This window comes from Enterobacter sp. CRENT-193, assembly GCF_002787395.1.
Classification (GTDB): domain Bacteria; phylum Pseudomonadota; class Gammaproteobacteria; order Enterobacterales; family Enterobacteriaceae; genus Enterobacter; species Enterobacter hormaechei_C.
In genome coordinates, this window is record NZ_CP024812.1 from 893085 (window position 1) to 916938 (window position 23854).

Here is a 23854-nt window from a genome sequence, read left to right on the forward strand (position 1 = left end):
CGGTTACGAACGCTTATACAGCGGCAGCCACAGCGTTAACCTGAGCCCGCCCAGCGGGCTGTCATCGGCTTTCACCCAGCCACGGTGCTGTTGCATGGCGGTTTCCACAATCGCCAGCCCCAGTCCCGTACCGCCCGATTCCCGGTCGCGCGCCTCGTCGGTGCGGTAGAACGGACGGAATATCTGCTCGCGGTCTTCCGGGCTGACGCCAGGACCGTCGTCGTCGACGATGACGGTGATCCCGTCTTTATCCACCGAGAACGCCACCTCAATCTTCGTGTGCGAGTAGCGCAGGGCGTTACGCACGATATTTTCCAGCGCGCTTTCCAGCGCGTTGGGGTTACCGTACAGCGGCCATGGCCCCGGCGGGAAGTTAACGGTGAAGGATTTGCCCATCTGCTCCGCTTCAAACGCCGCGTTGTCCAGCACCTCATGCCACAGATGATTGGCTTTCACCGTTTCGCTCACCAGCGCGTTTTTCTGCTGATTGCGCGACATGACCAGCAGATCGTTGATCATGCTGTCCAGACGATGCGCTTCGGTTTCGATGCGCTCCAGCTCTTTGCTTTCTCCGCTGCGGCGACGCAGCAGGGCGGTACCCAGCTGTAAGCGCGTGAGCGGGGTACGCAGTTCGTGCGAGATATCCGACAGCAGGCGCTGCTGGGCCGTCATCATGCGATCGAGCGCGCTCACCATCTGGTTAAAACTGGTCCCGGCGGCCAGGAACTCCTGCGGCCCGGATTCCAGCTCCGGATGCTGCCTCAGGTTGCCCTGCGCCACTTCGTCCGCCGCATTTTTCAGCTTACGCGCCGGTTTCGCCAGGCTCCACGCCAGCCATAACAGCAGCGGGGAACTGACCAGCATCGTGACAATCAACAGCAAAAGCGGACGGTCAAACAGCAGGTTGATGAAGTCGGACTGGGAACTGCTCGCAGGGCGAATCAGGTAGAGCTGATAATTGTCTTCCCCGTCCCGAACCGAGAAAGGACCAACCATCTCTACCCGACCATATTTCTTTTTCTGTGGGTGATCGGCGTTATCCGCCTGGCCAATAAAGTTGCGGATAATCTGCATTTCATTGCGATCGGCCCCAATCACGCGGCCTTCACTGGTGACCAGTAAAAGACGTTGTCCGGGGGGCGCCCACTTGTCGATAGCGCGAAACAACCTGCGCCACCACATTAAATCGTTCGGCGGATCGTTTGCCAGCTCCGCTTCCACGTGCTGCTCGATCATCACGCCCTGACGTTGCTCGCTGTCTAGTAGCTCCGTCATCTGGCGTGAGTCGAGTTTTGGCAACATCAAAACGAGCATTAAAACCAGTGCCAGCGTCAGCCAGAAGATGGCGAAGATGCGGGCGGTTAAGCTGCCTATCATGAAGTGGAAACCATCAGATAACCACGACCACGCAGGGTTTTGAACCAGGGATGACCGTCTTTACGCTCCGGCAGCTTACGGCGCAGGTTCGAGATATGCATGTCGATGGCGCGGTCAAACGGGGTGAGGCGTTTGCCCAGCACTTCCTGGCTTAAGTGTTCACGCGACACCACCTGGCCGAGATGCTGCGCCAGCAGATACAGCAGGGTGAACTCGGTGCCGGTTAGCTCCAGCGTTTCACCGTCGAAGCTCGCTTCCTGTCGGCCCGGGTTCAGGCTCAGGGAGTCCACTTCCAGCGTAGGTGAGCTGTTGTCGGTATTCTGCTGCTGCTCGCTCCAGTGAGAGCGGCGCAGGATCGCGCGAATACGGGCCACCAGTTCACGGTCGTTGAACGGCTTAGGTAAATAGTCATCCGCACCCAGCTCAAGGCCGAGTACGCGGTCAAGCTCGCTGCCGCGTGCGGTCAGCATAATGACGGGGGTCTGGTGTGTCTGGCGAAGCTCTTTCAACGTATCAATACCGTTTTTCTTCGGCATCATGACGTCGAGCAAAAGTAAATCGATGCTGTCGTCAAGGAGACTCAGCGCCTGCTCGCCATCATGGGCAACCAGGACGTTGAAACCTTCCATGTCGAGCAACTCCTTTAAAAGAGATGTGAGCTCTCGGTCATCATCAACTAACAGGATTTTATTCATTGTTTAAATACCTCCGAGGCAGAAATTACGACATCAAGGCTATCTAATCCATGACTTTACGTTGTTTTACACCCCCTGACGCATGTTTGCAGCCTGAATCGTAGACTGTCTCTCGTTGAATCGCGACACGAAAGATTTTGGGAGCAAGTGATGCGCAAAGTTACCGCTGCCGTCATGGCCTCAACGCTGGCCTTCAGTGCGTTTAGCCAGGCTGCTGTAGCTATCATCAGTGATAACGGTTCCTCAGCAGAGGGCGCAACGCAGCACAGCAGCCAAAGCCATATGTTTGACGGCATAAGTTTAACCGAACATCAGCGTCAACAGATGCGAGATCTGATGCAGAGGGCAAGACACGACCAGCCCCCTGTTAATGTTAGCGAAATGGAGACAATGCATCGCCTTGTCACCGCAGAAAATTTTGACGAAAGCGCTGTACGCGCTCAGGCCGAAAAAATGGCGCAGGAACAGGTTGCCCGCCAGGTAGAGATGGCGAAGGTTCGCAACCAGATGTTCCACCTGCTAACGCCCGAGCAGCAAGCGGTTTTGAATACCAAACATCAGCAACGTATGAACCAGTTGCGTGAGGTTGCACGGATGCAGCGAAGCTCAGATATGACGCTTTTCAGTAGCAATAGCAGTACCCGTAGTAACCAGTAAACCCTGTTTTCCTTGCCATAGACACCATCCCTGTCTTCCCCCACATGATGTGGGGGTTTTTTTTGCCCATCGTTCCGGTTTGTTAACGCTTTATTCATCCTTTCACTCCACCACCATCCGTTATACTAGCGCCATGGCATGACAGGAGTGTTTATGAATCAATCCTATGGACGGCTGGTAAGCCGGGCCGCAATAGCCGCGACGGTGATGGCGTCGTGTTTACTGATCATTAAAATTTTCGCGTGGTGGTACACCGGATCGGTCAGTATTCTGGCGGCGCTGGTGGACTCACTGGTGGATATTGCCGCCTCGCTGACCAACCTGCTGGTGGTGCGCTACTCGCTGCAACCGGCGGATGAAGAGCATACGTTTGGCCACGGCAAAGCGGAATCGCTGGCCGCGCTGGCACAAAGCATGTTTATTTCGGGCTCTGCGCTTTTCCTGTTTTTGACAGGCATTCAGCATCTTGTTTCGCCGTCACCAATGAACGATCCGGGCGTTGGCGTGGTCGTAACGGTAGTTGCTCTTATAAGCACACTTGTTCTTGTAACGTTCCAGCGCTGGGTTGTACGCAAAACACAAAGCCAGGCTGTACGGGCCGATATGCTTCATTATCAGTCTGATGTTATGATGAATGGGGCTATTCTTATTGCGCTTGGTCTGGCCTGGTATGGCTGGCATCGGGCCGATGCGTTGTTTGCGTTAGGGATAGGGATCTATATTTTATACAGCGCCTTGCGGATGGGGTATGACGCGGTACAGTCGCTTCTTGACCGTGCGCTTCCGGATGCAGAACGTGATGAAATTTATGCCATCGTGACCAACTGGCCCGGCGTCAGTGGTGCTCACGATCTTCGTACGCGGCAGTCAGGGCCGACCCGCTTTATTCAGATTCATTTGGAAATGGAAGACAACCTGCCACTGGTTCAGGCGCATATGGTCGCTGAACAGGTGGAGCAGGCGATTTTGCAGCGTTTCCCTGGGTCAGACGTCATTATTCACCAGGACCCATGCTCTGTCGTACCCAGGGCGTTTTGAGCTTTCGTAATTCGTTGTAAAAAAGTGAGCCAGAGCAGCATTTTGTGGATAAATTACCACCATATGGCCTGACCTGAATCAATTCAGCTGGAAGGGATTGATATACTATTTGCAGTATTCGACGGTTGAACAGTTTCTTCCGGCAGCAGATTTCAATTTTGCATTCCTAAGTTCAGAGGTAGTCATGATTAAGAAAATCGGTGTGTTGACAAGCGGCGGTGATGCGCCGGGCATGAACGCGGCAATCCGTGGGGTTGTCCGTGCAGCGCTGACGGAAGGTCTGGAAGTTTTTGGTATCTATGACGGTTACCTGGGTCTGTATGAAGACCGCATGGTTCAGCTCGACCGCTACAGCGTGTCTGACATGATCAACCGTGGCGGTACTTTCCTCGGTTCTGCACGCTTCCCGGAATTCCGTGACGAACACATCCGTGAAGTGGCTATCGAAAACATGAAAAAACGGGGTCTGGATGCGCTGGTGGTTATCGGCGGCGACGGCTCCTACATGGGTGCAAAACGTCTGACTGAAATGGGCTTCCCGTGCATCGGCCTGCCTGGCACCATCGACAACGACATTAAAGGCACCGACTACACCATCGGTTACTTCACCGCGCTGGGTACCGTTGTGGAAGCGATTGACCGCCTGCGTGACACCTCTTCCTCTCACCAGCGTATTTCCATTGTTGAAGTGATGGGCCGTTACTGCGGTGACCTGACTCTGGCGGCGGCAATTGCCGGTGGCTGTGAGTTCGTGGTGGTGCCGGAAGTGGAATTCAGCCGTGAAGATCTGGTCGCTGAAATCAAAGCTGGTATCGCGAAAGGCAAAAAACATGCCATCGTTGCCATCACCGAGCACATCTGTGACGTTGACGAGCTGGCGAAGTACATCGAAACCGAAACCAAACGCGAAACCCGCGCGACCGTTCTGGGTCACATTCAGCGTGGCGGTTCCCCAGGCCCGTACGACCGTATCCTGGCGTCCCGCATGGGCGCGTACGCGATCGAGCTGCTGCTACAGGGCCACGGCGGCCGCTGCGTCGGTATCCAGAACGAGAAACTGGTTCACCATGACATCATCGACGCCATTGAAAACATGAAGCGTCCGTTCAAGGGTGACTGGCTGGACTGTGCGAAAAAACTGTACTGATTGGCTCTGTTGCCCGGTGGTGACAAGGTAAATGCAAAACGGTAACCCTTGGGTTACCGTTTTTTATGGTTGCTCCCTCTCCCGTGGGAGAGGGTTGGGGTGAGGGCATCAGGCCGCTCATTCACTTTTTTATTCCTTCACGTTATAGCCAATCTTTTTTTATTCTTTAATCATCGATTAGCTTTCTGGCACGCTGCATTCATCAAAACACTACACAAGAGAGCTGGGCGATGAATAAATGGGGCGTGGGGTTAACATTATTGCTGGCATCAACCAGCGTTCTGGCAAAGGACATTCAGTTACTGAATGTGTCGTACGATCCGACGCGTGAACTGTACGACCAGTACAACAAAGCTTTCGCGGCGCACTGGAAACAGGAAACCGGCGATAACGTGGTGGTTCGCCAGTCTCACGGCGGTTCCGGTAAGCAGGCGACATCGGTGATCAACGGTATCGAAGCCGACGTGGTGACCCTGGCGCTGGCTTATGACGTGGATGCGATCGCGGAGCGTGGCCGTATCGACAAAAACTGGATCAAGCGCCTGCCGGACAACTCTGCGCCATACACCTCGACCATCGTCTTCCTGGTGCGCAAAGGCAACCCGAAACAGATTAAAGACTGGAACGACCTGATTAAGCCGGGCGTGTCTGTCATTACCCCGAACCCGAAAAGTTCCGGCGGCGCACGCTGGAACTACCTGGCGGCCTGGGGCTACGCGCTGCACCACAACAACGGCGATCAGGCCAAAGCACAGGACTTCGTCAAAGCACTGTTTAAAAACGTCGAAGTGCTGGACTCCGGCGCGCGCGGCGCAACCAACACCTTCGTCGAGCGCGGCATCGGCGACGTGCTGATCGCCTGGGAAAACGAAGCCCTGCTGGCGACCAACGAGCTGGGTAAAGACAAGTTCGAGATCGTCACCCCGAGCGAATCCATCCTCGCTGAGCCGACCGTCTCCGTCGTCGATAAGGTTGTTGATAAGAAGGGCACCAAAGCGGTGGCGGAAGCCTACCTGAAGTACCTCTACTCACCGGAAGGGCAGGAAATTGCGGCGAAAAACTTCTACCGCCCACGCGATGAGGCCGTCGCGAAGAAATACGAAAACGCCTTCCCGAAACTGAAGCTGTTTACTATCGATGATGTTTTTGGCGGCTGGACCAAAGCGCAGAAAGAGCACTTCTCTAACGGCGGCACCTTCGACCAGATCAGCAAGCGCTAAGCGTTTTACAAAGAACGACACGGTAACCCGGTGTGAGAAATCCGCCGGGTTTTTTATTTGGTCATCATTTTGCGTTACTCTTTTGCCTCTATTGAAAACAGGGAACGCGTTGTGAAAAAAATTATCTTACTGATTCTGATCGTTATCGCCCTTGCCGCAGGCGGCGTGTACTGGATGAAAGCGGGTAATCCGAATGCGTTGCGTCATATCGTTCTCGACCAGTGTGTGCCCAACCAGCTGCATAACCGTAACCCGGCACCGTGCGCGCAGGTGAAGCCAGATGCGGGCTACGTGGTGTTCAAAGACCGCAACGGACCGTTGCAATACCTGCTGATGCCCACGTACCGTATCAACGGCACTGAAAGCCCGCTGCTGACAGAGCCGCAGACACCGAATTTCTTCTGGCTGGCATGGCAGTCTCGTCATTTTATGAGCATGAAACGAGGGGCCGACGTGCCTGACAGCGCCGTTTCGCTAACCATCAACTCCCCGACCGGGCGCACGCAAAACCATTTTCATATCCACATCTCCTGTCTGCGCCCAGACGTGCGCGAGAAGCTGAACGCGTCGCAGGGGCAAATCAGCACCCAGTGGTTACCGCTTCCGGGCGGGCTGGAAGGGCATGAATACCTTGCCCGTCGGGTGACGGAGAACGAACTGGTGCAGCGCAGCCCGTTTATGATGCTGGCGGAAGAGCTGCCAGAAGCGCGCGACCATATGGGACGCTTCGCGCTGGCGATGGCGCAGCAGTCAGACGGCTCGTTTGTATTGCTGGCGACAGAGCGTAATTTGCTTACCTTTAACCGCGCGTCAGCTGAGGAATTGCAGGATCATCAATGCGATATCCTGAAGTGACCCCACCATAAATAGCGTTTACTCGCCCTGCCTGTCGCCGTAGACTTGCTGAAAAATTCTACAGGAGACAGGTATGTCGCTCTGGTTAACGCATCCTCTGCTGCTTCCCTCGCTGATCGTCGGCGTCACCATCGTGCTGTGGGCGACGTCGCTGTTGCCCGAATTTATCACCGCGCTGTTGTTTTTCACGGCGGCGATGACCGCCAGAATCGCCCCGCCGGAAGTGATCTTCGGCGGCTTCGCCTCGTCTGCCTTCTGGCTGGTGTTCAGCGGCTTTGTGCTGGGTGTGGCGATTCGGAAAACCGGCCTGGCGGACAGGGCCGCCCGGGCGCTGTCGGCAAAGCTTACCGACTCCTGGGTGCTGATGGTGGCAAGCGTTGTGCTACTGAGCTATGCCCTGGCATTCGTGATGCCGTCGAACATGGGACGTATTGCGCTTCTGATGCCGATTGTCGCCGCGATGGCGAAGCGGGCCGGCATTCCTGATGGCTCGCGGGCCTGGTTTGGCCTGGCGCTGGCGGTCGGGTTTGGCACCTTCCAGCTCTCGGCCACTATTTTGCCCGCCAACGTGCCCAACCTGGTGATGAGCGGCGCGGCGGAAGGCTCATACGGCATCCACCTGAACTATGTTCCGTATCTGCTGCTGCACACCCCGGTGCTGGGTATTCTCAAAGGCCTGATTCTGATTGGCCTGATCTGCTGGCTGTTCCCCGGCAACCCGAAACCGGCGAAGGATCTCGCGCCATCGGAACCGATGGGGCGTGACGAAAAACGGCTCGCCTGGCTGCTGGCGGTGGTGTTGACGATGTGGGTGATGGAGAGCTGGCACGGCGTGGGCCCAGCGTGGACAGGGCTGGCGGCCTCAGTCGTCGTTATGCTGCCGCGTATAGGTTTTATCACCGGGGAGGAGTTCTCGGCGGGGGTGAATATGCGTACCTGTATTTACGTCGCGGGTATACTCGGGCTGGCCATTACGGTAACGCAGACCGGTATCGGTGCGGCCGTAGGTGAAGCGTTGCTCCATATCATGCCGCTGGATGCAGATCGCCCGTTTACCAGCTTCCTGGCGCTGACGGGGATCACCACGGCGCTCAACTTCATTATGACCGCCAATGGCGTTCCGGCGCTGTACACCACGCTGGCGCAGAGCTTCTCCGACGCGACCGGCTTCCCGCTGCTGTCGGTGATCATGATTCAGGTGCTGGGGTATTCCACGCCGCTGCTGCCGTATCAGGCGTCGCCAATTGTGGTGGCGATGGGCTTAGGGAAAGTGCCTGCGAAGGCGGGGATGCTGCTCTGTCTGGCGCTGGCGATTGCGACGTACCTGGTGCTGCTGCCGCTGGATTATTTGTGGTTTAGCGTATTAGGACGTTTGTAGTGGTTTTGTAGGGCGGGTTAGCGAAGCGCCACCCGCCACAAAGGCAATTACGCCTGCTTAGCCGCTTCTGCCGCTTTAACGATCACCGCGAAAGCGTCTGCTTTCAGGGATGCGCCGCCAACCAGCGCGCCATCGATGTCTGGCTGGGTGAACAGCTCAGCTGCGTTTGATGCGTTAACGGAACCGCCGTACTGGATGATGACCTGCTCCGCCACTTTCGCGTCTGCTTTCGCAATGTGGTCACGAATGAACTTGTGCACCGCCTGTGCCTGCGCTGGAGTTGCAGATTTGCCGGTACCGATCGCCCAGACTGGCTCGTATGCGATAACCGCGCCTTCGAACGCTGCCGCGCCCTGGGTTTTCAGCACAGCGTCGATCTGACGTGCGCACACTTCTTCGGTTTTACCCGCTTCGTTTTCTGCTTCGGTTTCACCGATGCACAGAACCGGGATCAGACCCTGCTCTTTCAGCACAGCGAATTTCTTCGCGATGAACTCGTCAGATTCTTTGTGGTAGGTGCGACGCTCAGAGTGGCCGATGATGATGTATTTCGCGCCGATGTCTTTCAGCATTTCAGCGGAGGTTTCACCGGTAAACGCGCCAGACAGGTTAACGTCAACGTTCTGCGCGCCCAGAATGATGTGGCTGCCGTCAGCGGCACGTTTAGCCAGATCCAGGTACATATCCGGCGGAGCGATAGCAACCGCGCAGCCGGTCACGCCAGCCAGCTCTTTACGCAGGTTAGCAACCAGTTCGTTTACCATGTGGCGGCTGCCGTTCAGTTTCCAGTTACCCATCACTAAAGGATGTCGCATTTCAATTCTCCACGCTCAATAAGCGAATTAAGGAATATGGCCACCCTTAAGGGCAGCATGGTCTGTGAATCAGTATAGAGATTTTCCCTCGAAAGGCTTTGCTTTTTGTCATTAATTCGCCCCCTCGAGTGCGTCTGATAGGGCCAGCTTAATCGGTTCAACCGCGAAGGTCAGCCCCTTTTCGCCGTTATCTGCGACGACATAGCGAACGGCACCTTCCGTATCGGCGTAATAGCGTTTGTTTTTCCCCGCGGTAAGTAGTTTTTGCAGCTTTTGCTGGCTTTGTGCTTTCGTGAAGGTGGGGGTAAAGGCGCGCAGAATAGCGCTCATGTACTCCAGCGCTTTCGCTTTCGCCGCTTTCTGCTCTGGGCCCTGAATCGGCAGCCAGGTGATCTGCATGCTTTTGATTTTTAACGTTCCGCGCTCAAGGGCGGTAGAGGCATACAGATTCTCGTTAATTTTGCTGGCCGCGCGGGTCAGGGTCGGCGTATCGCGGGCGCTGTCAATCGCTCGGAACTCTCCCAACGGAAGTGAGGGGTTTTCTTTGTTGAAGGCTTCGCGGAACTGGCTGATAGATTGATCGAAAGAGGGAGCGCCCGCCAGAAGATAGGGGGCGGTGACCGGGGAAGCCGTTTCCGTGGCGTACAGGGAAAAACTGGCGCACAGCATCGCTAAACACAAATAAAGAGAGTGTGCCGAACTTTTCATCAACATTGCCCCTGGCCGTCATTGCCCATGATTAAAACGATATCTGGTCGGCTTGTCAAAAGGTCACAACTCCAGGGTAAAATGCGGGCTAAACAATAATAAGGAACCTTACATGACCATACAGCAGTGGCTGTTTTCATTCAAAGGGCGTATTGGGCGCCGTGACTTCTGGATCTGGATTGCAACGTGGGTTGTCGCCATGCTGCTTCTGTTTTTTGTTGCCTACAACGCATGGCTGAGCACGCAAACCGCGGCATTTGCGCTGGTCTGTTTACTGTGGCCAACCGCCGCCGTGGTGGTGAAACGTCTGCACGATCGTGGCCGCTCCGGCGCATGGGCTTTCCTGATTATCCTGGCGTGGATGCTGGTGGCGGGGAACTGGTCATTGCTGCCCTCAATCCTCCCATGGGTGGTGGGCAGACTGCTGCCGACGGTTATCTTTGTGATGATGGTTGTCGAACTGGGCGCGTTTATCGGCACCCAGAGCGAGAACAAATATGGTAAAGATACCCTTGAGGTGAAGTACCGCTGATCACCAGTAGTGTTCAGCGGTCATGTGGCCCGGCCGGCGGCGAAGGTGCTTCGTCATCTGTCGGGTATCTTTCAGCAGCTGCTGCGTATCGCGTACCATCTGCGGGTTACCGCACAGCATCACATGGCTGGTTTCGGTATTCATCGGTAAACCCACCGCCTCTTCCAGCGCGCCGCTTTCAATCAACGCCGGAACGCGGCCGGTTAACGAGCCGTCTGCGGTTTCGCGGCTGACCACCGTCTGAATCTTTAATTTCCCGCCGTAACGCTGTTCCAGCGCCTGCATCTGCGGCAAATAGCTCAGGTCTGCGGCGTAGCGCGCGGCGTGAACCAGCACGATATTTTTAAAGCGCTCCAGATCTTTGCCGTATTGCAGAATGGAAAGATACGGGCCGATGGCCGTGCCGGTCGCCAGCATCCAGAGCGTGTCACAGTCGGGGATTTCATCCAGCACGAAGAACCCCGCCGCGTCGGAGACAATCTGCACTTCATCGCCTGGCTTCAGCGCGGCGAGGCGCGGGCTGAGCTTACCGTCCGGGACGGTGACCAGATAGAACTCAAGGTCCGGGTTATCAGGCGCATTAACGTAAGAGTAGGCGCGCTGTACGCGTTCACCGTCGATATCCAGCCCGAGTTTGGCAAACTGCCCGGCAGTAAACGGATGAACGGGAGCGTGCAGAGTGAGGCTAAATAGCGCATCGGTCCAGAACTGTACCTTTGTGACTTTACCTGTTACCCAGTCCGCCATGATCTTCTCCTGTGCTGTTTCTCTCTTCTATCTTCCGTACTTGTGGGAAACATTTCCAGCCCATTCGGGCCGGAAAGCTCTATCGATCAAACGGTTTTACAGAATGTGCGTCTGTACGTCCGGATCTTTACGATCGAGATAATGAATGGACTTAATGCGGCGAATAGTGCGGGATTTACCGCGGATCAGCAGGGTTTCAGTGGTGGCCATGTTACCCTTGCGGGTGATGCCGTCCAGCAGATCGCCTTTGGTGATGCCGGTTGCGGAGAAGACCACGTTATCGCTGCGGGCCATCTCGTTTAGCGCGAGCACTTTATTGGCCTCGATGCCCATCGCCGCGCAGCGCGCCAGTTCGTCTGCACCAATGCGAAGGTTCTCGTCGCTGTCGCCTTTGACCTCATGGCGTGGCAGCAGACGCGCCTGCATATCGCCGTCCAGCGCGCGGATCACTGCCGCAGAGACCACACCCTCCGGCGCGCCGCCGATGCCGTAAAGCGCGTCGACTTCGCTGTCAGGCATGCAGGTCAGAATAGAGGCGGCAACGTCGCCATCCGGAATAGCAAATACGCGCACGCCAAGCGTTTGCAGGTACGCGATGGTGGCGTCGTGGCGCGGTTTCGCCAGAATGGTCACGGTGAGTTCGCTGAGCGCTTTACCCAGCGCCGCAGCGATATTGCGCAGGTTGGCGTCCAGCGGCAGACTAAGGTCGATAGCGCCTTTAGCGCCAGGACCGACGATCAGCTTTTCCATGTACATATCGGGCGCGTTGAGGAAGCAGCCCTTATCGCCCACCGCCAGTACCGCCAGCGCGTTGGCCTGGCCCATCGCCGTCATGCGCGTGCCTTCGATCGGGTCGACCGCGATATCCACCGCATCGCCTTTGCCGGTCCCGACCTTTTCACCGATGTAGAGCATCGGCGCTTCGTCGATCTCGCCTTCACCGATGACGATAGTGCCGTCGATGTTAACCTGATTAAGCACAATGCGCATGGCGTGGACGGCTGCGCCGTCTGCGGTATTTTTGTCGCCACGGCCCAGCCACTTGTAGCCTGCGAGGGCGGCAGCTTCGGTGACGCGGGAAAACTCGATAGCAAGTTCACGTTTCATGAGGTACTCGTACAATCAAAAGGAATTGCACGAAGTTTATCACAGAGTGGGGAGGGGCGAGGGGACCGGTGCGGTTGGAGCCCCTCACCCTAACCCTCTCCCCAGGGGAGAGGGAATATAGGCTTACTCGTCGTGCTCTTCCCACGCCAGGGCACGTTTCACCGCTTTCTTCCAGCCGCTGTAGCGGTAGTTGCGCTCGGTGGTTTCGATGCCAGGACGGAATTCGCGTTCGATAACCGCTTTTTCCTGAAGCTCGTCGAGGTTTTGCCAGAAGCCAACCGCCAGACCTGCCAGATACGCCGCGCCCAGCGCCGTCACTTCTCGCACCTCAGGACGTTCAACGCGAGTGCCCAGAATGTCGGACTGGAACTGCATCAGAAAGTTGTTGGCTACTGCACCGCCGTCCACGCGCAGGGCGTGCAGACGAATGCCGGAGTCAGCCTGCATCGCTTCCAGCACGTCGCGCGTCTGGTAGGCGATGGATTCCAGCGTCGCGCGAATGATGTGGTTTGAGTTCACGCCGCGCGTCAGGCCGAAAATCGCGCCGCGGGCGTACGGATCCCAGTACGGTGCGCCCAGACCGGTGAACGCTGGCACCACGTACACGCCGTTGGTGTCTTTCACTTTGGTCGCGAAGTATTCGGAGTCAAACGCGTCGCTAATCAGCTTCATCTCGTCGCGCAGCCACTGAATGGAGGCACCCGCCATGAATACCGCGCCTTCCAGGGCATAGTTCACTTCGCCGCGCGGGCCGCAGGCGATGGTGGTCAGCAGACCGTTTTCTGATTTCACCGCTTTCTCGCCCGTGTTCATCAGCATAAAGCAGCCGGTGCCGTAGGTGTTCTTCGCCATCCCTTCTTTTACGCACAGCTGGCCGAACAGGGCTGCCTGCTGGTCACCGGCGATACCGGCGATAGGAATACGCGTGCCGCCTTTACCGCCAATGTTGGTCTGGCCGTACACTTCTGAAGATTTACGCACGTCTGGCAGCATCGCTCGCGGAATGTCCAGCGCGTCCAGCATCTTGTCATCCCACTCCAGAGTGTTGATGTTGAACAGCATGGTGCGCGAGGCGTTGGTGTAGTCGGTGACGTGAACGCGTCCCTGAGTCATCTTCCAGATAAGCCAGGTATCGACGGTACCGAAGAGCAGCTCGCCACGACGTGCGCGCTCGCGTGAACCTTCCACGTGGTCGAGGATCCACTTCACTTTGGTGCCGGAGAAATAGGGGTCAACCACCAGGCCGGTGGCGCTGCGCACGTACTCTTCCATCCCGTCGCGCTTCAGCTGTTCGCAGATCTCTGACGTACGGCGGCACTGCCAGACGATGGCATTGTAGATGGGCTTACCGGTTTCGCGCTCCCAGACCACAGTCGTTTCACGCTGGTTGGTGATACCGATAGCGGCAATCTGGTCAGAACTGATGTCGGCTTTCGCCAGCACTTCCACCAGCGTGGAGCTTTGTGACGCCCAGATCTCCATCGGGTCGTGTTCAACCCAGCCTGGACGCGGATAAATTTGCTCAAATTCGCGTTGAGACACGCTGACAATGTTCGCGTCATGATCCATTACGACAGCGCGGGAGCTGGTAGTGCCCTGGTCGAGCGCAACGATATATTTTTTTTCGGTCATGGTATGTGTCCCGTAGTCAGATTACAGCGAAGCTTTTTGTTGTGTGGTGGAAGTTGTCTCTTTTTCCTCTTCCACACAGGTGTCGCACGGTAAGTGGCGACCAATTAATTTGCGATAGCCGAATGCGCCCAGTGCCGCCCCTACAATTGGCCCGAACAGCGGAACCAGGAAGTAAGGAATGTCTTTGCCGCCCGTGAAGGCGACATCGCCCCATCCCGCAAAGAAGGCGAAGGTTTTTGGACCCAGGTCACGCGCCGGATTCATCGCAAAACCGGTCAGCGGACCCATGGATGCGCCAATCACCGCAATCAGAAGGCCAATCAGAAGTGGTGCCAGCGGGCCGCGCGGAATGCCGTTTCCGTCGTCGCCCAGCGCCATAATGACGCCCATCAGAATAGCGGTAATCACCATTTCAACTGCGAACGCCTGCACAAAATTGATATGCGGATTCGGATACGTTGAGAAAATGCCTGCCAGATCCAGACTTTCGACACTGCCACGCACCATATGATGCGTCTGTTCGAAGTCGATGAAAAGATTGTAATAAAGCCCGTAAACTAACGCCGCTGCGCAAAAGGCGCCGGCAAATTGCGAAATGATGAAAGGAACAACTTTGCGTCCGTCAAAGCACGCGAATAGCCACAACGCGATGGTCACCGCCGGGTTAAGATGTGCGCCGGAAACCCCTGCGGTCAGGTAGATGGCCATCGCCACGCCCAGACCCCAGATAATACTGATTTCCCACTGACCAAAACTGGCACCCGCCACTTTCAGTGCAGCGACACAGCCTACTCCGAAGAATATCAACAACCCGGTACCCAGGAACTCGGCAATGCACTGGCCTTTTAAGGTTGATGTCTGACTCATAATCGGAATCCTGCAAAAGAGTAATGTTTATTGTTTGCGTGACCGCCCGTGACAGTCACGATGCCCTGTAGACATAGTGTTAATTTATCGTTAACGAGCACAAACGAGAAATATCGAAATCGAAATGTGTGGTCTGTGTCAATAAAATGAGCGTTTTCGCGCCATAAAGCGCGTTTTTGCATCAGGTAATGATTGTGGGTTGAATCATTTCTTTAACTTATGGGTTAACAACTTAGGGGTATATGCGGCGAACGCACCAGGACGAGGCCGAAAAGTGTTGCAAACCACGATCTGCGTGGCATGCCGCTGGACAGGGACGACGGCGCTCCATACAATCGGAACATATGTTGTGCGCGTTTACGTTAAAGCGTCGCCTTGCAATTCAGGAGAGGTAGGATCATGTCTTTAGAAGTGTTTGAGAAACTGGAATCGAAAGTACAGCAGGCGATTGACACCATCACGCTGCTGCAAATGGAAATTGAAGAACTGAAAGAGAAGAACAACTCCCTGTCTCAGGAAGTTCAGAACGCTCAGCACAGCCGCGAAGAACTGGAGCGCGAAAACAACCAGCTGCGCGAACAGCAGAACGGCTGGCAGGAACGCTTGCAGGCGCTGCTGGGACGTATGGAAGAAGTCTGATTTCCTTGGGAATGAATTGAACAGGCCGGGTAAGGCGTAGCCGCCACCCGGCTTTTTTATGCATCTCGCTTACCGATTAACTACTCAATATCCAGCGCATCCTCAGAAAGGATAATGCCGGTATTGTCAGCATAAAGGTGGTCACCCGAGAAGAAGGTCACGCCGCCGAAGTTAACGCGCACGTCGCTTTCGCCGATGCCTTCACCCGCTGCGCCAACCGGAATGGCGGCAATGGCCTGAATACCGATATCCAGATCTTCCAGATCGTCCACCTGGCGCACGGAGCCGTAGACCACAATCCCTTCCCACTCGTTTTGCACCGCAAGGCGGGCGAGGTCCGCATCGATCAGTGCACGGCGCACTGAACCGCCACCATCCACCAGCAGAACGCGGCCACGACCGTTCTCTTCGAGCAGATCGTACAGCAACCCGTTGTCCTCGAAACATTTCACCGTGATGATTTGTCCGCCAAACGACGACCGTCCACCAAAGTTGGAGAACAGGGGTTCAACGACGTTGACATCTTCCTGGTAGATGTCACAAAGCTCGGAGGTATCGTATTTCATAGGTTTAACGCTCTGTTGCTGCGAATGTGTTCAGTATATCGTGCGAAATGCGTTGTTGGCAAAATCATCAATTGTTAATTGATATTTGTCAGCTAACTCAGCGTCTGGCTTAAGACAATCCCGATGACGAACAGCAGGTTAGTCAGTAACGCGCCTTTTACCGTACGTTCCAGCATCGGTGGCATGGCGGCCGGGCTGCGTTCACGCATGACATAGCGGGCCTGCTTAATCAGCAGCGGTGCGGCGAGCACAAACAGCCAGCCCCACAGGCTGTGCAGAGAGATCAGATTGAACAGTGCCAGGCAGACCAGCGCGCCGATGAGCAGGAAGGCGTGATAGCGGCGTGCATTCACCGGACCCAGACGCACGGCCAGCGTGTTTTTACCGTTCTCGCGGTCGCTGTCGATGTCGCGCAGGTTATTGATATTCAGCACCGCCGTCGCCAGCAGACCGCAGGCGGTCGCCGGCAGGAACAGGGCAGGTATCACCGTATGCGCCTGCAAGTACCAGCTTCCCATCACGCTCAGCCAGCCGAAGAACACCAGCACGGAGATGTCGCCCAGGCCAATATACCCGTAAGGACGCGTCCCGACGGTATAGGTAATGGCTGCAATAATGGCAAGCAAGCCCAGCACCAGGAAGCCAATGAAATCACTGGTGGTTTTCGACGCGACCGTCACCAGCGCCAGCCCGGACAGGCAAATCAATACCACGGTGATAATCAGCGCCCGTTTCATCTGTGCCTGGGTAATCACCCCTTTTTGCATCCCGCGCAGCGGCCCGATACGGTCAGGCTTGTCGCTGCCCTTTACCGCATCGCCGTAATCATTTGCGAGATTAGAGAGGATTTGCAGCAGCCCGGCGGTGACAAGCGCCAGGCCTGCTACCAGCGGATCGAAATGACCCTGCCACCAGGCAAGCGTGGTACCGACAATAATGGCGGCAAAAGCCAGAGGAAGCGTTTTAGGGCGCAGACTTTCGAGCCACGCCTGTGTACGGCTGATATCAGTCATAGTTATTTAGCCAATAAAAATGGGGGCCATAGCCCCCATCAACAGTGATGAAAATGCATTGAACGCGATTATAGAATAAAACGGCTCAGATCTTCATCTGCCACTAACGCATCCAGGTGTTTGCCCACATAGTCTGCGTCAATGGTAATGCTTTGACCGTTAAGGTCGCTCGCATCATAAGAGATGTCTTCCATCAGGCGTTCCAGCACGGTGTGCAGACGACGCGCACCGATGTTCTCGGTGGTTTCGTTGACCTGCCACGCGGCCTGGGCGATGCGCTTGATACCGTCATCGGTAAATTCAATGTTCACGCCTTCGGTCGCCATCAGCGCTTTGTACTGTACGGTCACAGAAGCGTTTGGCTCAGTCAGGATACGTTCGAAATCTTCGGTGGTCAGCGCCTGCAACTCAACGCGGATTGGCAGACGACCCTGGAGTTCCGGGATCAGGTCAGACGGGCTGGCAATCTGGAACGCACCGGAGGCGATAAACAGAATGTGGTCAGTCTTAACCATGCCGTGCTTGGTGGAGACGGTGCACCCTTCCACCAGCGGCAGCAGGTCGCGCTGAACGCCTTCGCGGGAGACATCCGGGCCGGACGCGTTGCCGCGCTTACAGATTTTGTCGATTTCGTCGATAAACACGATACCGTGCTGCTCAACCGCGTCGATAGCGTCCTGTTTCAGCTCCTCCGGGTTAACCAGCTTCGCGGCTTCTTCTTCAATCAGCAGCTTCATCGCGTCTTTGATTTTCAGCTTACGCGCTTTCTGCTTCTCCCCGCCCAGGTTCTGGAACATGGACTGCAACTGGCTGGTCATCTCTTCCATGCCCGGAGGCGCCATAATTTCCACGCCCATTGGCGCGGCAGCGAGATCGATCTCAATCTCTTTATCGTCCAGCTCGCCTTCGCGCAGTTTTTTGCGGAATGCCTGACGCGCAGCAGAAGGTTCAGACTGCTGTTCAGCCTGTCCCCAGTTGTTTTTTGCCGGTGGGATCAGCACGTCGAGAATACGCTCTTCGGCCATCTCTTCGGCGCGATAGCGGTTTTTCTCAATCGCCTGGACGCGCACCATCTTAATCGCCGAATCGGTCAGATCGCGGATGATGGAGTCCACTTCTTTACCCACATAGCCCACTTCGGTGAACTTAGTGGCTTCAACTTTGATGAACGGCGCGTTAGCCAGTTTGGCCAGACGACGGGCGATTTCGGTTTTACCCACACCGGTCGGGCCGATCATCAGAATATTTTTTGGCGTCACTTCGTGGCGAAGCTCTTCGTCGAGCTGCATGCGACGCCAGCGGTTACGCAGTGCGATAGCCACGGAGCGCTTGGCATTGTCCTGGCCGATAATGTGTTTGTTCAGTTCGCTGACAATTTCGCGTGGGGTCATTTCAGACATGGGCGATCCTTACGCTTTAGACGGTAATTCTTCGATGGTGTGATTGTGGTTGGTATAGATGCAGATATCACCTGCAATATCCAACGCTTTCACCGCGATATCGCGCGCGTTCATGTCGGTATTTTCCAACAGCGCACGGGCTGCGGCCTGGGCGTACGGGCCGCCAGAGCCGATGGCAATCAGGTCGTTTTCAGGCTGAACTACGTCGCCGTTACCGGTGATGATCAGCGAGGCGTTTTCGTCAGCCACGGCCAGCAGCGCTTCGAGCTTGCGTAGCATGCGGTCGGTACGCCAGTCTTTTGCCAGCTCAACGGCGGCTTTCACCAGATGACCCTGATGCATTTCCAGTTTGCGTTCAAACAGTTCAAACAGCGTGAAGGCATCAGCCGTGCCGCCTGCGAAACCGGCGATCACTTTGTCGTTATAAAGACGACGTACTTTCTTCACGTTGCCTTTCATGACGGTATTACCCAGCGTGGCCTGGCCATCACCGGCAATTACCACCTGGCCGTTACGGCGTACACTTACTATTGTTGTCACGAGCAGACCCCCTGGTTACAGATTCGGGAAACAGAAGCCCTGAGCCTGTGCTCAGGGCTGAATTAAATGATAGATGGGGGGGATTTTGGGGGTTTCAACCCCCGGAGGCGAGTCGAATGCAGTTTGTGTGGCCAGCCACTTTCAAACGGGAAATGGTGCCGTCTGCGTTTTCTTTGCCTTTGACCGGTCCAATCACTACGCGATTCCAGCCGTTATTGGTGGTAATGCGTGAGTCAAATCCTTCAAATGCCAGCTGAGCACGCACCGTTTCTGCCTGTTCGGCGCCTTTAAACGAACCGCACTGAACCATCCAGCGGCGTTCATCTTTTTTCTCAGCCGTCTGCTTCGGCACCTCGGTCTCTTTGGTGACCGGCGCAGCCTGCTGCGTTTTTGGCTGTTGCGCAGTGGTATGCGCAGGCGTCTGCAACAGATCCTGATACGGCTGTGCCGTTTGCTTCTGCGGCTGCGCCTTCGGTTGCTGCTGGACAGGCTGAGTTTGTACGGTACGCGTCTGCTGCTGCGGTTGTGAACGCGGCTGCTGTACCGGCTGCGTCTGCGTCCACTGCTGCTGTTGCGTTTGCTGCTGAGCCTGACGCTGGCGCTGCAATGTTTGCTGACGCTGCGCCGGGGTTTGTTCGTTCCACGGCACTTCGTTCAACTGCGTAGGCTGCTGGCGCATGTCCGCCTGCATCTGAGCGAGCAATTGACGCTGTTCGTCCGTCAGCTGATCGGCATTCTTCACTTCACCCCCGGCAGAAGGCTCGGTAGGCGCACGTACGCCAGGCTGGCGGCTTTCCAGCTCTTTAATGTAGCGCCAGCGCTCTTCAGGCTTAGGAGGAAGGCCGTTGCCGACGACCTTGTTACCCTGAAGGGCTTCAGACTCTTCTTTTTTATGATGCGTAATGAAGTAAAGGCCGCCAATAAAGGCCACCAGCACAGCCGCAGCAATGGCGACCATGGCTGGGGAGACAGCAGACAGGCTACGTTGCTTGCTTTTTGAACTACTCTTTTTGCGTCGCGAAGGTGCCGGCTGGCCGCGACGTACATAATCTCGTTGTGCCACTATCGTTTCGCTGTATTTATTCGTTCGTCAGCCCGCCATGTTACTTAAGCGACGGGGCTTTGACCAGATAAGGGTGTCGAAAGGTATTTACTTTAAGTTAATGCCTGGGTAGAGCCGCGCACAATTAGCTCACAATCCAGTAGCCGTGACCCACTGCTAACTGTTTGACCGTGCAGCTGATCCAGCAAAAGCAGCATCGCTTCACGGCCGATGTCATACCGCGGCTGTGCAACGGTCGAAAGCGGCGGATCGCAAAACTCCGAAAGCGAAATATTATCAAAACCGATTATCGACAGGTCCTGCGGCACACGCAGGCCGTGACGTTTGGCGTAGGATAACGCCCCTAGCGCCATCACGTCGCTGTGGCAGAAGACCGCGGTAGGCGGTTCTGGCAAGGCCAGCAATTTTTCCAGCGCCTGCCCGCCCGCTTCAAAGGTGAAATCACCGCGCGCAATGTAGTGCGGATCGACGATAGCCCCGGTACGGCGCAGCGCCTGAACGTAGCCCTGCAAGCGGTAATGACACAGCGGCATCTCTTCTGGTCCGGCGATACAACCGATGCGCTTATGCCCCATTTCCTGAAGATAGTTCACGGCGTTGAACGCGGCGGTGAGGTTATCGATATGAACGGTTGGCAGCTCCAGCTCCGGCGCGAATTCGTTCGCCATGACCATCGGCGGTAAATTGCGCTGTTCTTCAATGCTGGCATCAAACGGCAGGCGTGAGCCAAGCAGCAGCATGCCATCAATCTGCTTGGTGATGATCAGGTCGATGAACGTTTTTTCCTGCTGGTTCTGGTGGGCACAATCGCCAATCAGCACCAGATAGCCCTGGGCGGCGGCCGTGACTTCAATGCCGCGGATGATTTCGCTGAAGAAGGGATCGCAGATGTCCGGCACGATCACCAGGATGGTGCGGGATTCGTTGCGTTTTACGTTACGCCCCATGGCTTGCGGAAAATAACCGACCTCAAGCGCCGCCTTTTCAACCCGGTTTCGGGTCGCCTGGGAGACTTTGTCAGGGTTCATCAATGCGCGGGACACGGTTGCTGTTGAGACTTGTGCTTTCTCGGCAACGTCTTTCATGGTCGCCGAGGCAACCTCTTTCCTGGACTTCAACGTCTTCTCCTCGCCTGAACACCGAACTGCGGACCGCACCATTTTTACAGATAGTTAATGGAATCGGTTACAGAATTTTCATAAAAAGTGTGAGGCGCATTAAATTTTTCGATCCGTCTTCAGCCTTCAATCGGATCGACGTCCAGAACCCACTTCACTTTTCGCGCTTCCGGCAGGGCATTGATCAGCGCCAGCGTGCCGCTGACGATCTGCTGTAAACGGATACGCGAGGGGTGCTGAAGTAAGAGTTGCCAGCGGAAACGGCCGCCGCGTTTCGGGGCGAGCGCGGGTACCGGGCCTAAAATCCACAGCTGATTATCCACCAGCGGGCTGGCTTGCAGGAGGTTTCTCAGCTGTTGCAGGAACAGCGGCGCCTGCTGGTTATTATGGTCTTCCGCACGGATGATAACGTGGCTGGTCCACGGGGGAAGCTGCATCGTCTGACGTTCGGCCAGCGCCTGGTCCGCGAAGGCGTCATAGCCTTTGTGCAGCAGGGTTTGCAGCAGCGGATGTTCAGGGTGGTGCGTTTGCAGCACCACCTCGCCCTGCTTACCCGCTCGACCAGCGCGACCGGCAACCTGGGTATAAAGCTGGGCGAAACGCTCGGCGGAGCGAAAATCCGCGGAGAACAGCGCGCCGTCGACGTCCAGCAGGGCGACCAGCGTCACGTCCGGGAAGTGGTGCCCTTTCGCCAGCATCTGAGTACCAATCAGGATACGCGCGCCGCCACGATGTACTTCCGCCAGTTGCTGCTCAAGCGCCCCTTTACGGCTGGTGGTATCCCTGTCGATACGGGAGATGGGCACATCCGGGAAGAAGGGCGCGAGCGCCTGTTCAAGCTGTTCCGTTCCCAGACCGACCGGCACGATGTGCGTTGAGCCGCAGGACGGGCACTGACGGGGGACCGGACGCTGGCTGTCGCAGTGGTGGCAGCGCAAATGGCGCTGAGCCTGGTGGAAGGTGTAGTAGTGATCGCAGCGCGGGCACTCCGCGATCCAGCCGCAGTCGTGGCACAGCAGCGCAGGCGCAAAGCCGCGGCGGTTCAGGAACAGGATCACCTGGTTGCCCGCCTGCAAATGCTGACGCATGCGGCTAATCAGCGCAGGCGCTAACCCGGCCTGCACCTGCTGACCTTTCAGATCCAGCACATGCTGAATGGCCGGGCGGGCATTTCCCGCGCGGCGCGTCAGGCGCAGCATGTGGTATTTACGCTGGCGAACGTTGTGCAGCGTTTCAAGCGCGGGGGTGGCAGACCCGAGAATAATGGGGATTTGCTCGCTGTGGGCGCGGTACACGGCTAAGTCGCGGGCGTGATAGCGCCAGCCTTCCTGCTGTTTATAGGAGCTGTCATGCTCTTCATCGATCACGATAACGCCGAGATTTTTAAACGGCGTAAACAGCGATGAACGGGTGCCGATCACAATCGCCGCTTCGCCGTTTTTCGCTTTCAGCCAGGCGCTGAGGCGCTCGCTGTCGTTCAGGCCGGAGTGCAGAACCTCAACGGGCGCATTAAAACGTTCACGGAAACGCGCGATGGTTTGCGGCGTCAGGCCGATTTCCGGCACCATCACCAGCGCCTGTTTGCCCTGCGCGAGCACGTTTTCCAGCACGCTCAGATACACTTCGGTTTTACCGGAGCCGGTGACGCCCGCCAGCAGCCAGGCGGAAAAACGATCGGCAGCGCTGTGAATCGCGCCTACGGCGGTGGCCTGCTCGGTATTCAGACGCAGACGATCGCCCGAGACGGAAAAGCCGTCGCGCCAGTCGTGAAGGGCAGGTGCTTCACTGGCCAGCTCGCTCAGCCCTTTCTTCCTTAATGCCTGCAACGCGGTTTCGCTTACCTCAAGCTCGTCGACCTGATGGCGCCAGATTTTTCCCTGGCGCAGCGCGGCCAACGCCTGCTGCTGTTTTTGCGAGCGCTTCAGGCTGTTAATGTCCACCGCCTGGCCCTGCTCGGTGGCAAACCAGTACCACATTGGCGCGTGGCTGGCGCTCTTACCCTGGCGCAGCATAATGGGCAGGGCATGGAACAGGACGTCGCCAATCGGATGATGATAATAATCTGCCGCCCACAGCAGCAGTCGCCAGGTGCTGGTGGAGTAAACCGGCTCGCTGTCCAGCACCTCAACAACCGATTTCAGCTCGTTAAGCGGCAGTTCGCTTTTGTCGCTGACGGACACCACGATCCCCACGCGCTGCTGTTTGCCAAACGGCACGGTCACGCGACAGCCCGCTTTGGCGCTCATGCTGTCGGGCAGCAGGTAGTCAAAGGTGCGGGGAAGCGGAACGGGCAGGGCAACGTGAGCGACGGGCATCGAATCTTCCTGACTTGAAAAGTGGCGCGTTAGTATACACATTAGTGAAAGCGGCGTGCGGATCAGTTTGCATACGTTGGTCAAATTCTGTATGATTCGCCGCCTTTGGTGTATTTTACGCCAAAGAACTTACATTCAACATCGCGTGGTGTCTGGCGTTAGGGCTGGAAGAGCGACGCGGCCTTAACTGAGGTTCTCCCATGAAAAAAGATATTCACCCGAAATACGAAATGATTACTGCAAACTGCTCTTGCGGTAACTCTATCCAGATCCGCTCTACCGTGGGTCACGATCTGAACCTGGACGTGTGCGGCAAATGCCACCCGTTCTACACTGGTAAGCAGCGTGATGTTGCAACCGGTGGCCGTGTTGACCGCTTCAACAAGCGTTTCAGCATCCCGGGCGCTAAATAAGCATCCAGAAGA

At 56.3% G+C, this 23854-nt stretch carries 24 protein-coding genes; 9 read left to right on the top strand and 15 right to left on the bottom strand.

Annotation, left to right across the window (positions count from 1 at the left end):
• Nucleotides 1–3 precede the first annotated feature (3 nt).
• Both cpxA and cpxR read right to left on the bottom strand, forming a co-directional pair.
• A complete protein-coding gene (cpxA, locus tag CU081_RS04440; protein WP_003862003.1) occupies nt 4–1377 on the bottom strand; it encodes an envelope stress sensor histidine kinase CpxA in 1374 nt (457 codons plus the stop codon).
• Nucleotides 1374–2072, bottom strand: a complete 699-nt coding sequence (gene cpxR / locus CU081_RS04445; protein WP_022652065.1) for an envelope stress response regulator transcription factor CpxR — start codon at nt 2070–2072, stop codon at nt 1374–1376. The genes cpxA and cpxR overlap by 4 nt, the downstream gene beginning before the upstream one ends.
• A 150-nt stretch (nt 2073–2222) precedes the next feature.
• Between cpxR and cpxP the strand changes: the two genes are divergently transcribed.
• The 6 genes from cpxP to CU081_RS04475 all read left to right on the top strand — a co-directional run bounded on the left by cpxP (nt 2223) and on the right by CU081_RS04475 (nt 8367).
• Nucleotides 2223–2729, top strand: a complete 507-nt coding sequence (gene cpxP / locus CU081_RS04450; protein WP_003862006.1) for a cell-envelope stress modulator CpxP — start codon at nt 2223–2225, stop codon at nt 2727–2729.
• Between the two features lie 153 nt (nt 2730–2882).
• Nucleotides 2883–3767, top strand: coding sequence for a CDF family cation-efflux transporter FieF (gene fieF / locus CU081_RS04455; RefSeq protein ID WP_022652064.1), 885 nt, complete (start codon nt 2883–2885; stop codon nt 3765–3767).
• 184 nt (nt 3768–3951) lie between these two features.
• On the top strand, nt 3952–4914 hold the full coding sequence (pfkA, locus tag CU081_RS04460) for a 6-phosphofructokinase (protein WP_003862009.1): 963 nt from the start codon (nt 3952–3954) through the stop codon (nt 4912–4914).
• A gap of 230 nt (nt 4915–5144) precedes the next feature.
• Nucleotides 5145–6134, top strand: coding sequence for a sulfate ABC transporter substrate-binding protein (locus CU081_RS04465; RefSeq protein WP_003862012.1), 990 nt, complete (start codon nt 5145–5147; stop codon nt 6132–6134).
• A gap of 111 nt (nt 6135–6245) precedes the next feature.
• Nucleotides 6246–6989 (top strand): CDP-diacylglycerol diphosphatase, encoded by a 744-nt coding sequence (locus CU081_RS04470; protein WP_003862014.1) that lies wholly within the window; start codon nt 6246–6248, stop codon nt 6987–6989.
• 73 nt (nt 6990–7062) lie between these two features.
• Nucleotides 7063–8367: an SLC13 family permease gene (locus CU081_RS04475; protein ID WP_022652063.1), complete on the top strand. Its 1305-nt coding sequence runs from the start codon at nt 7063–7065 to the stop codon at nt 8365–8367.
• A gap of 47 nt (nt 8368–8414) precedes the next feature.
• On the opposite strand, the gene tpiA is transcribed toward CU081_RS04475, so the two are convergent.
• Nucleotides 8415–9182 (bottom strand): triose-phosphate isomerase, encoded by a 768-nt coding sequence (tpiA, locus tag CU081_RS04480; protein WP_003862019.1) that lies wholly within the window; start codon nt 9180–9182, stop codon nt 8415–8417.
• Between the two features lie 111 nt (nt 9183–9293).
• On the bottom strand, nt 9294–9890 hold the full coding sequence (locus CU081_RS04485; RefSeq protein ID WP_022652062.1) for a DUF1454 family protein: 597 nt from the start codon (nt 9888–9890) through the stop codon (nt 9294–9296).
• A 112-nt stretch (nt 9891–10002) separates the two neighbouring features.
• Between CU081_RS04485 and CU081_RS04490 the strand changes: the two genes are divergently transcribed.
• Nucleotides 10003–10422 carry a DUF805 domain-containing protein gene (locus CU081_RS04490; RefSeq protein ID WP_003862022.1) on the top strand — a complete coding sequence of 140 codons (420 nt, stop codon included), beginning with the start codon at nt 10003–10005 and terminating at the stop codon, nt 10420–10422.
• Here CU081_RS04490 and fpr read toward each other — a convergent pair whose 3' ends face one another.
• From fpr to CU081_RS04510, 4 genes are all read right to left on the bottom strand, one after another.
• Complete coding sequence (gene fpr / locus CU081_RS04495) at nt 10423–11169, bottom strand: ferredoxin--NADP(+) reductase (RefSeq protein WP_022652061.1); 747 nt, start codon at nt 11167–11169, stop codon at nt 10423–10425. It abuts the gene before it with no gap.
• A gap of 96 nt (nt 11170–11265) precedes the next feature.
• Nucleotides 11266–12276 (bottom strand): class II fructose-bisphosphatase, encoded by a 1011-nt coding sequence (gene glpX / locus CU081_RS04500; RefSeq protein WP_003862027.1) that lies wholly within the window; start codon nt 12274–12276, stop codon nt 11266–11268.
• A 123-nt stretch (nt 12277–12399) separates the two neighbouring features.
• A complete protein-coding gene (gene glpK, locus CU081_RS04505; protein ID WP_003862028.1) occupies nt 12400–13908 on the bottom strand; it encodes a glycerol kinase GlpK in 1509 nt (502 codons plus the stop codon).
• A 21-nt stretch (nt 13909–13929) separates the two neighbouring features.
• Complete coding sequence (locus tag CU081_RS04510; protein WP_003862030.1) at nt 13930–14775, bottom strand: MIP/aquaporin family protein; 846 nt, start codon at nt 14773–14775, stop codon at nt 13930–13932.
• Nucleotides 14776–15174: 399 nt separating this feature from the next.
• Between CU081_RS04510 and zapB the strand changes: the two genes are divergently transcribed.
• Nucleotides 15175–15414, top strand: a complete 240-nt coding sequence (gene zapB / locus CU081_RS04515; protein ID WP_003862031.1) for a septal ring assembly protein ZapB — start codon at nt 15175–15177, stop codon at nt 15412–15414.
• An 80-nt stretch (nt 15415–15494) separates the two neighbouring features.
• Here zapB and rraA read toward each other — a convergent pair whose 3' ends face one another.
• The 7 genes from rraA to priA form a co-directional block, all read right to left on the bottom strand.
• Complete coding sequence (rraA, locus tag CU081_RS04520; protein WP_003862032.1) at nt 15495–15980, bottom strand: ribonuclease E activity regulator RraA; 486 nt, start codon at nt 15978–15980, stop codon at nt 15495–15497.
• Between the two features lie 92 nt (nt 15981–16072).
• A complete protein-coding gene (menA, locus tag CU081_RS04525; RefSeq protein WP_022652060.1) occupies nt 16073–16993 on the bottom strand; it encodes a 1,4-dihydroxy-2-naphthoate polyprenyltransferase in 921 nt (306 codons plus the stop codon).
• Nucleotides 16994–17061: 68 nt separating this feature from the next.
• Nucleotides 17062–18393 carry an HslU--HslV peptidase ATPase subunit gene (hslU, locus tag CU081_RS04530; protein WP_058647351.1) on the bottom strand — a complete coding sequence of 444 codons (1332 nt, stop codon included), beginning with the start codon at nt 18391–18393 and terminating at the stop codon, nt 17062–17064.
• A gap of 9 nt (nt 18394–18402) precedes the next feature.
• Nucleotides 18403–18933 carry an ATP-dependent protease subunit HslV gene (hslV, locus tag CU081_RS04535; protein ID WP_003862036.1) on the bottom strand — a complete coding sequence of 177 codons (531 nt, stop codon included), beginning with the start codon at nt 18931–18933 and terminating at the stop codon, nt 18403–18405.
• A gap of 94 nt (nt 18934–19027) precedes the next feature.
• Complete coding sequence (gene ftsN, locus CU081_RS04540; protein ID WP_003862037.1) at nt 19028–19996, bottom strand: cell division protein FtsN; 969 nt, start codon at nt 19994–19996, stop codon at nt 19028–19030.
• Nucleotides 19997–20088: 92 nt separating this feature from the next.
• A complete protein-coding gene (cytR, locus tag CU081_RS04545; RefSeq protein WP_371822456.1) occupies nt 20089–21081 on the bottom strand; it encodes a DNA-binding transcriptional regulator CytR in 993 nt (330 codons plus the stop codon).
• 152 nt (nt 21082–21233) lie between these two features.
• Nucleotides 21234–23429: a primosomal protein N' gene (gene priA, locus CU081_RS04550; RefSeq protein ID WP_022652057.1), complete on the bottom strand. Its 2196-nt coding sequence runs from the start codon at nt 23427–23429 to the stop codon at nt 21234–21236.
• Nucleotides 23430–23629: 200 nt separating this feature from the next.
• Here priA and rpmE point away from each other — a divergent pair, with 200 nt between their 5' ends.
• Nucleotides 23630–23842 (top strand): 50S ribosomal protein L31, encoded by a 213-nt coding sequence (rpmE, locus tag CU081_RS04555; protein ID WP_003862040.1) that lies wholly within the window; start codon nt 23630–23632, stop codon nt 23840–23842.
• Nucleotides 23843–23854: the final 12 nt, after the last annotated feature.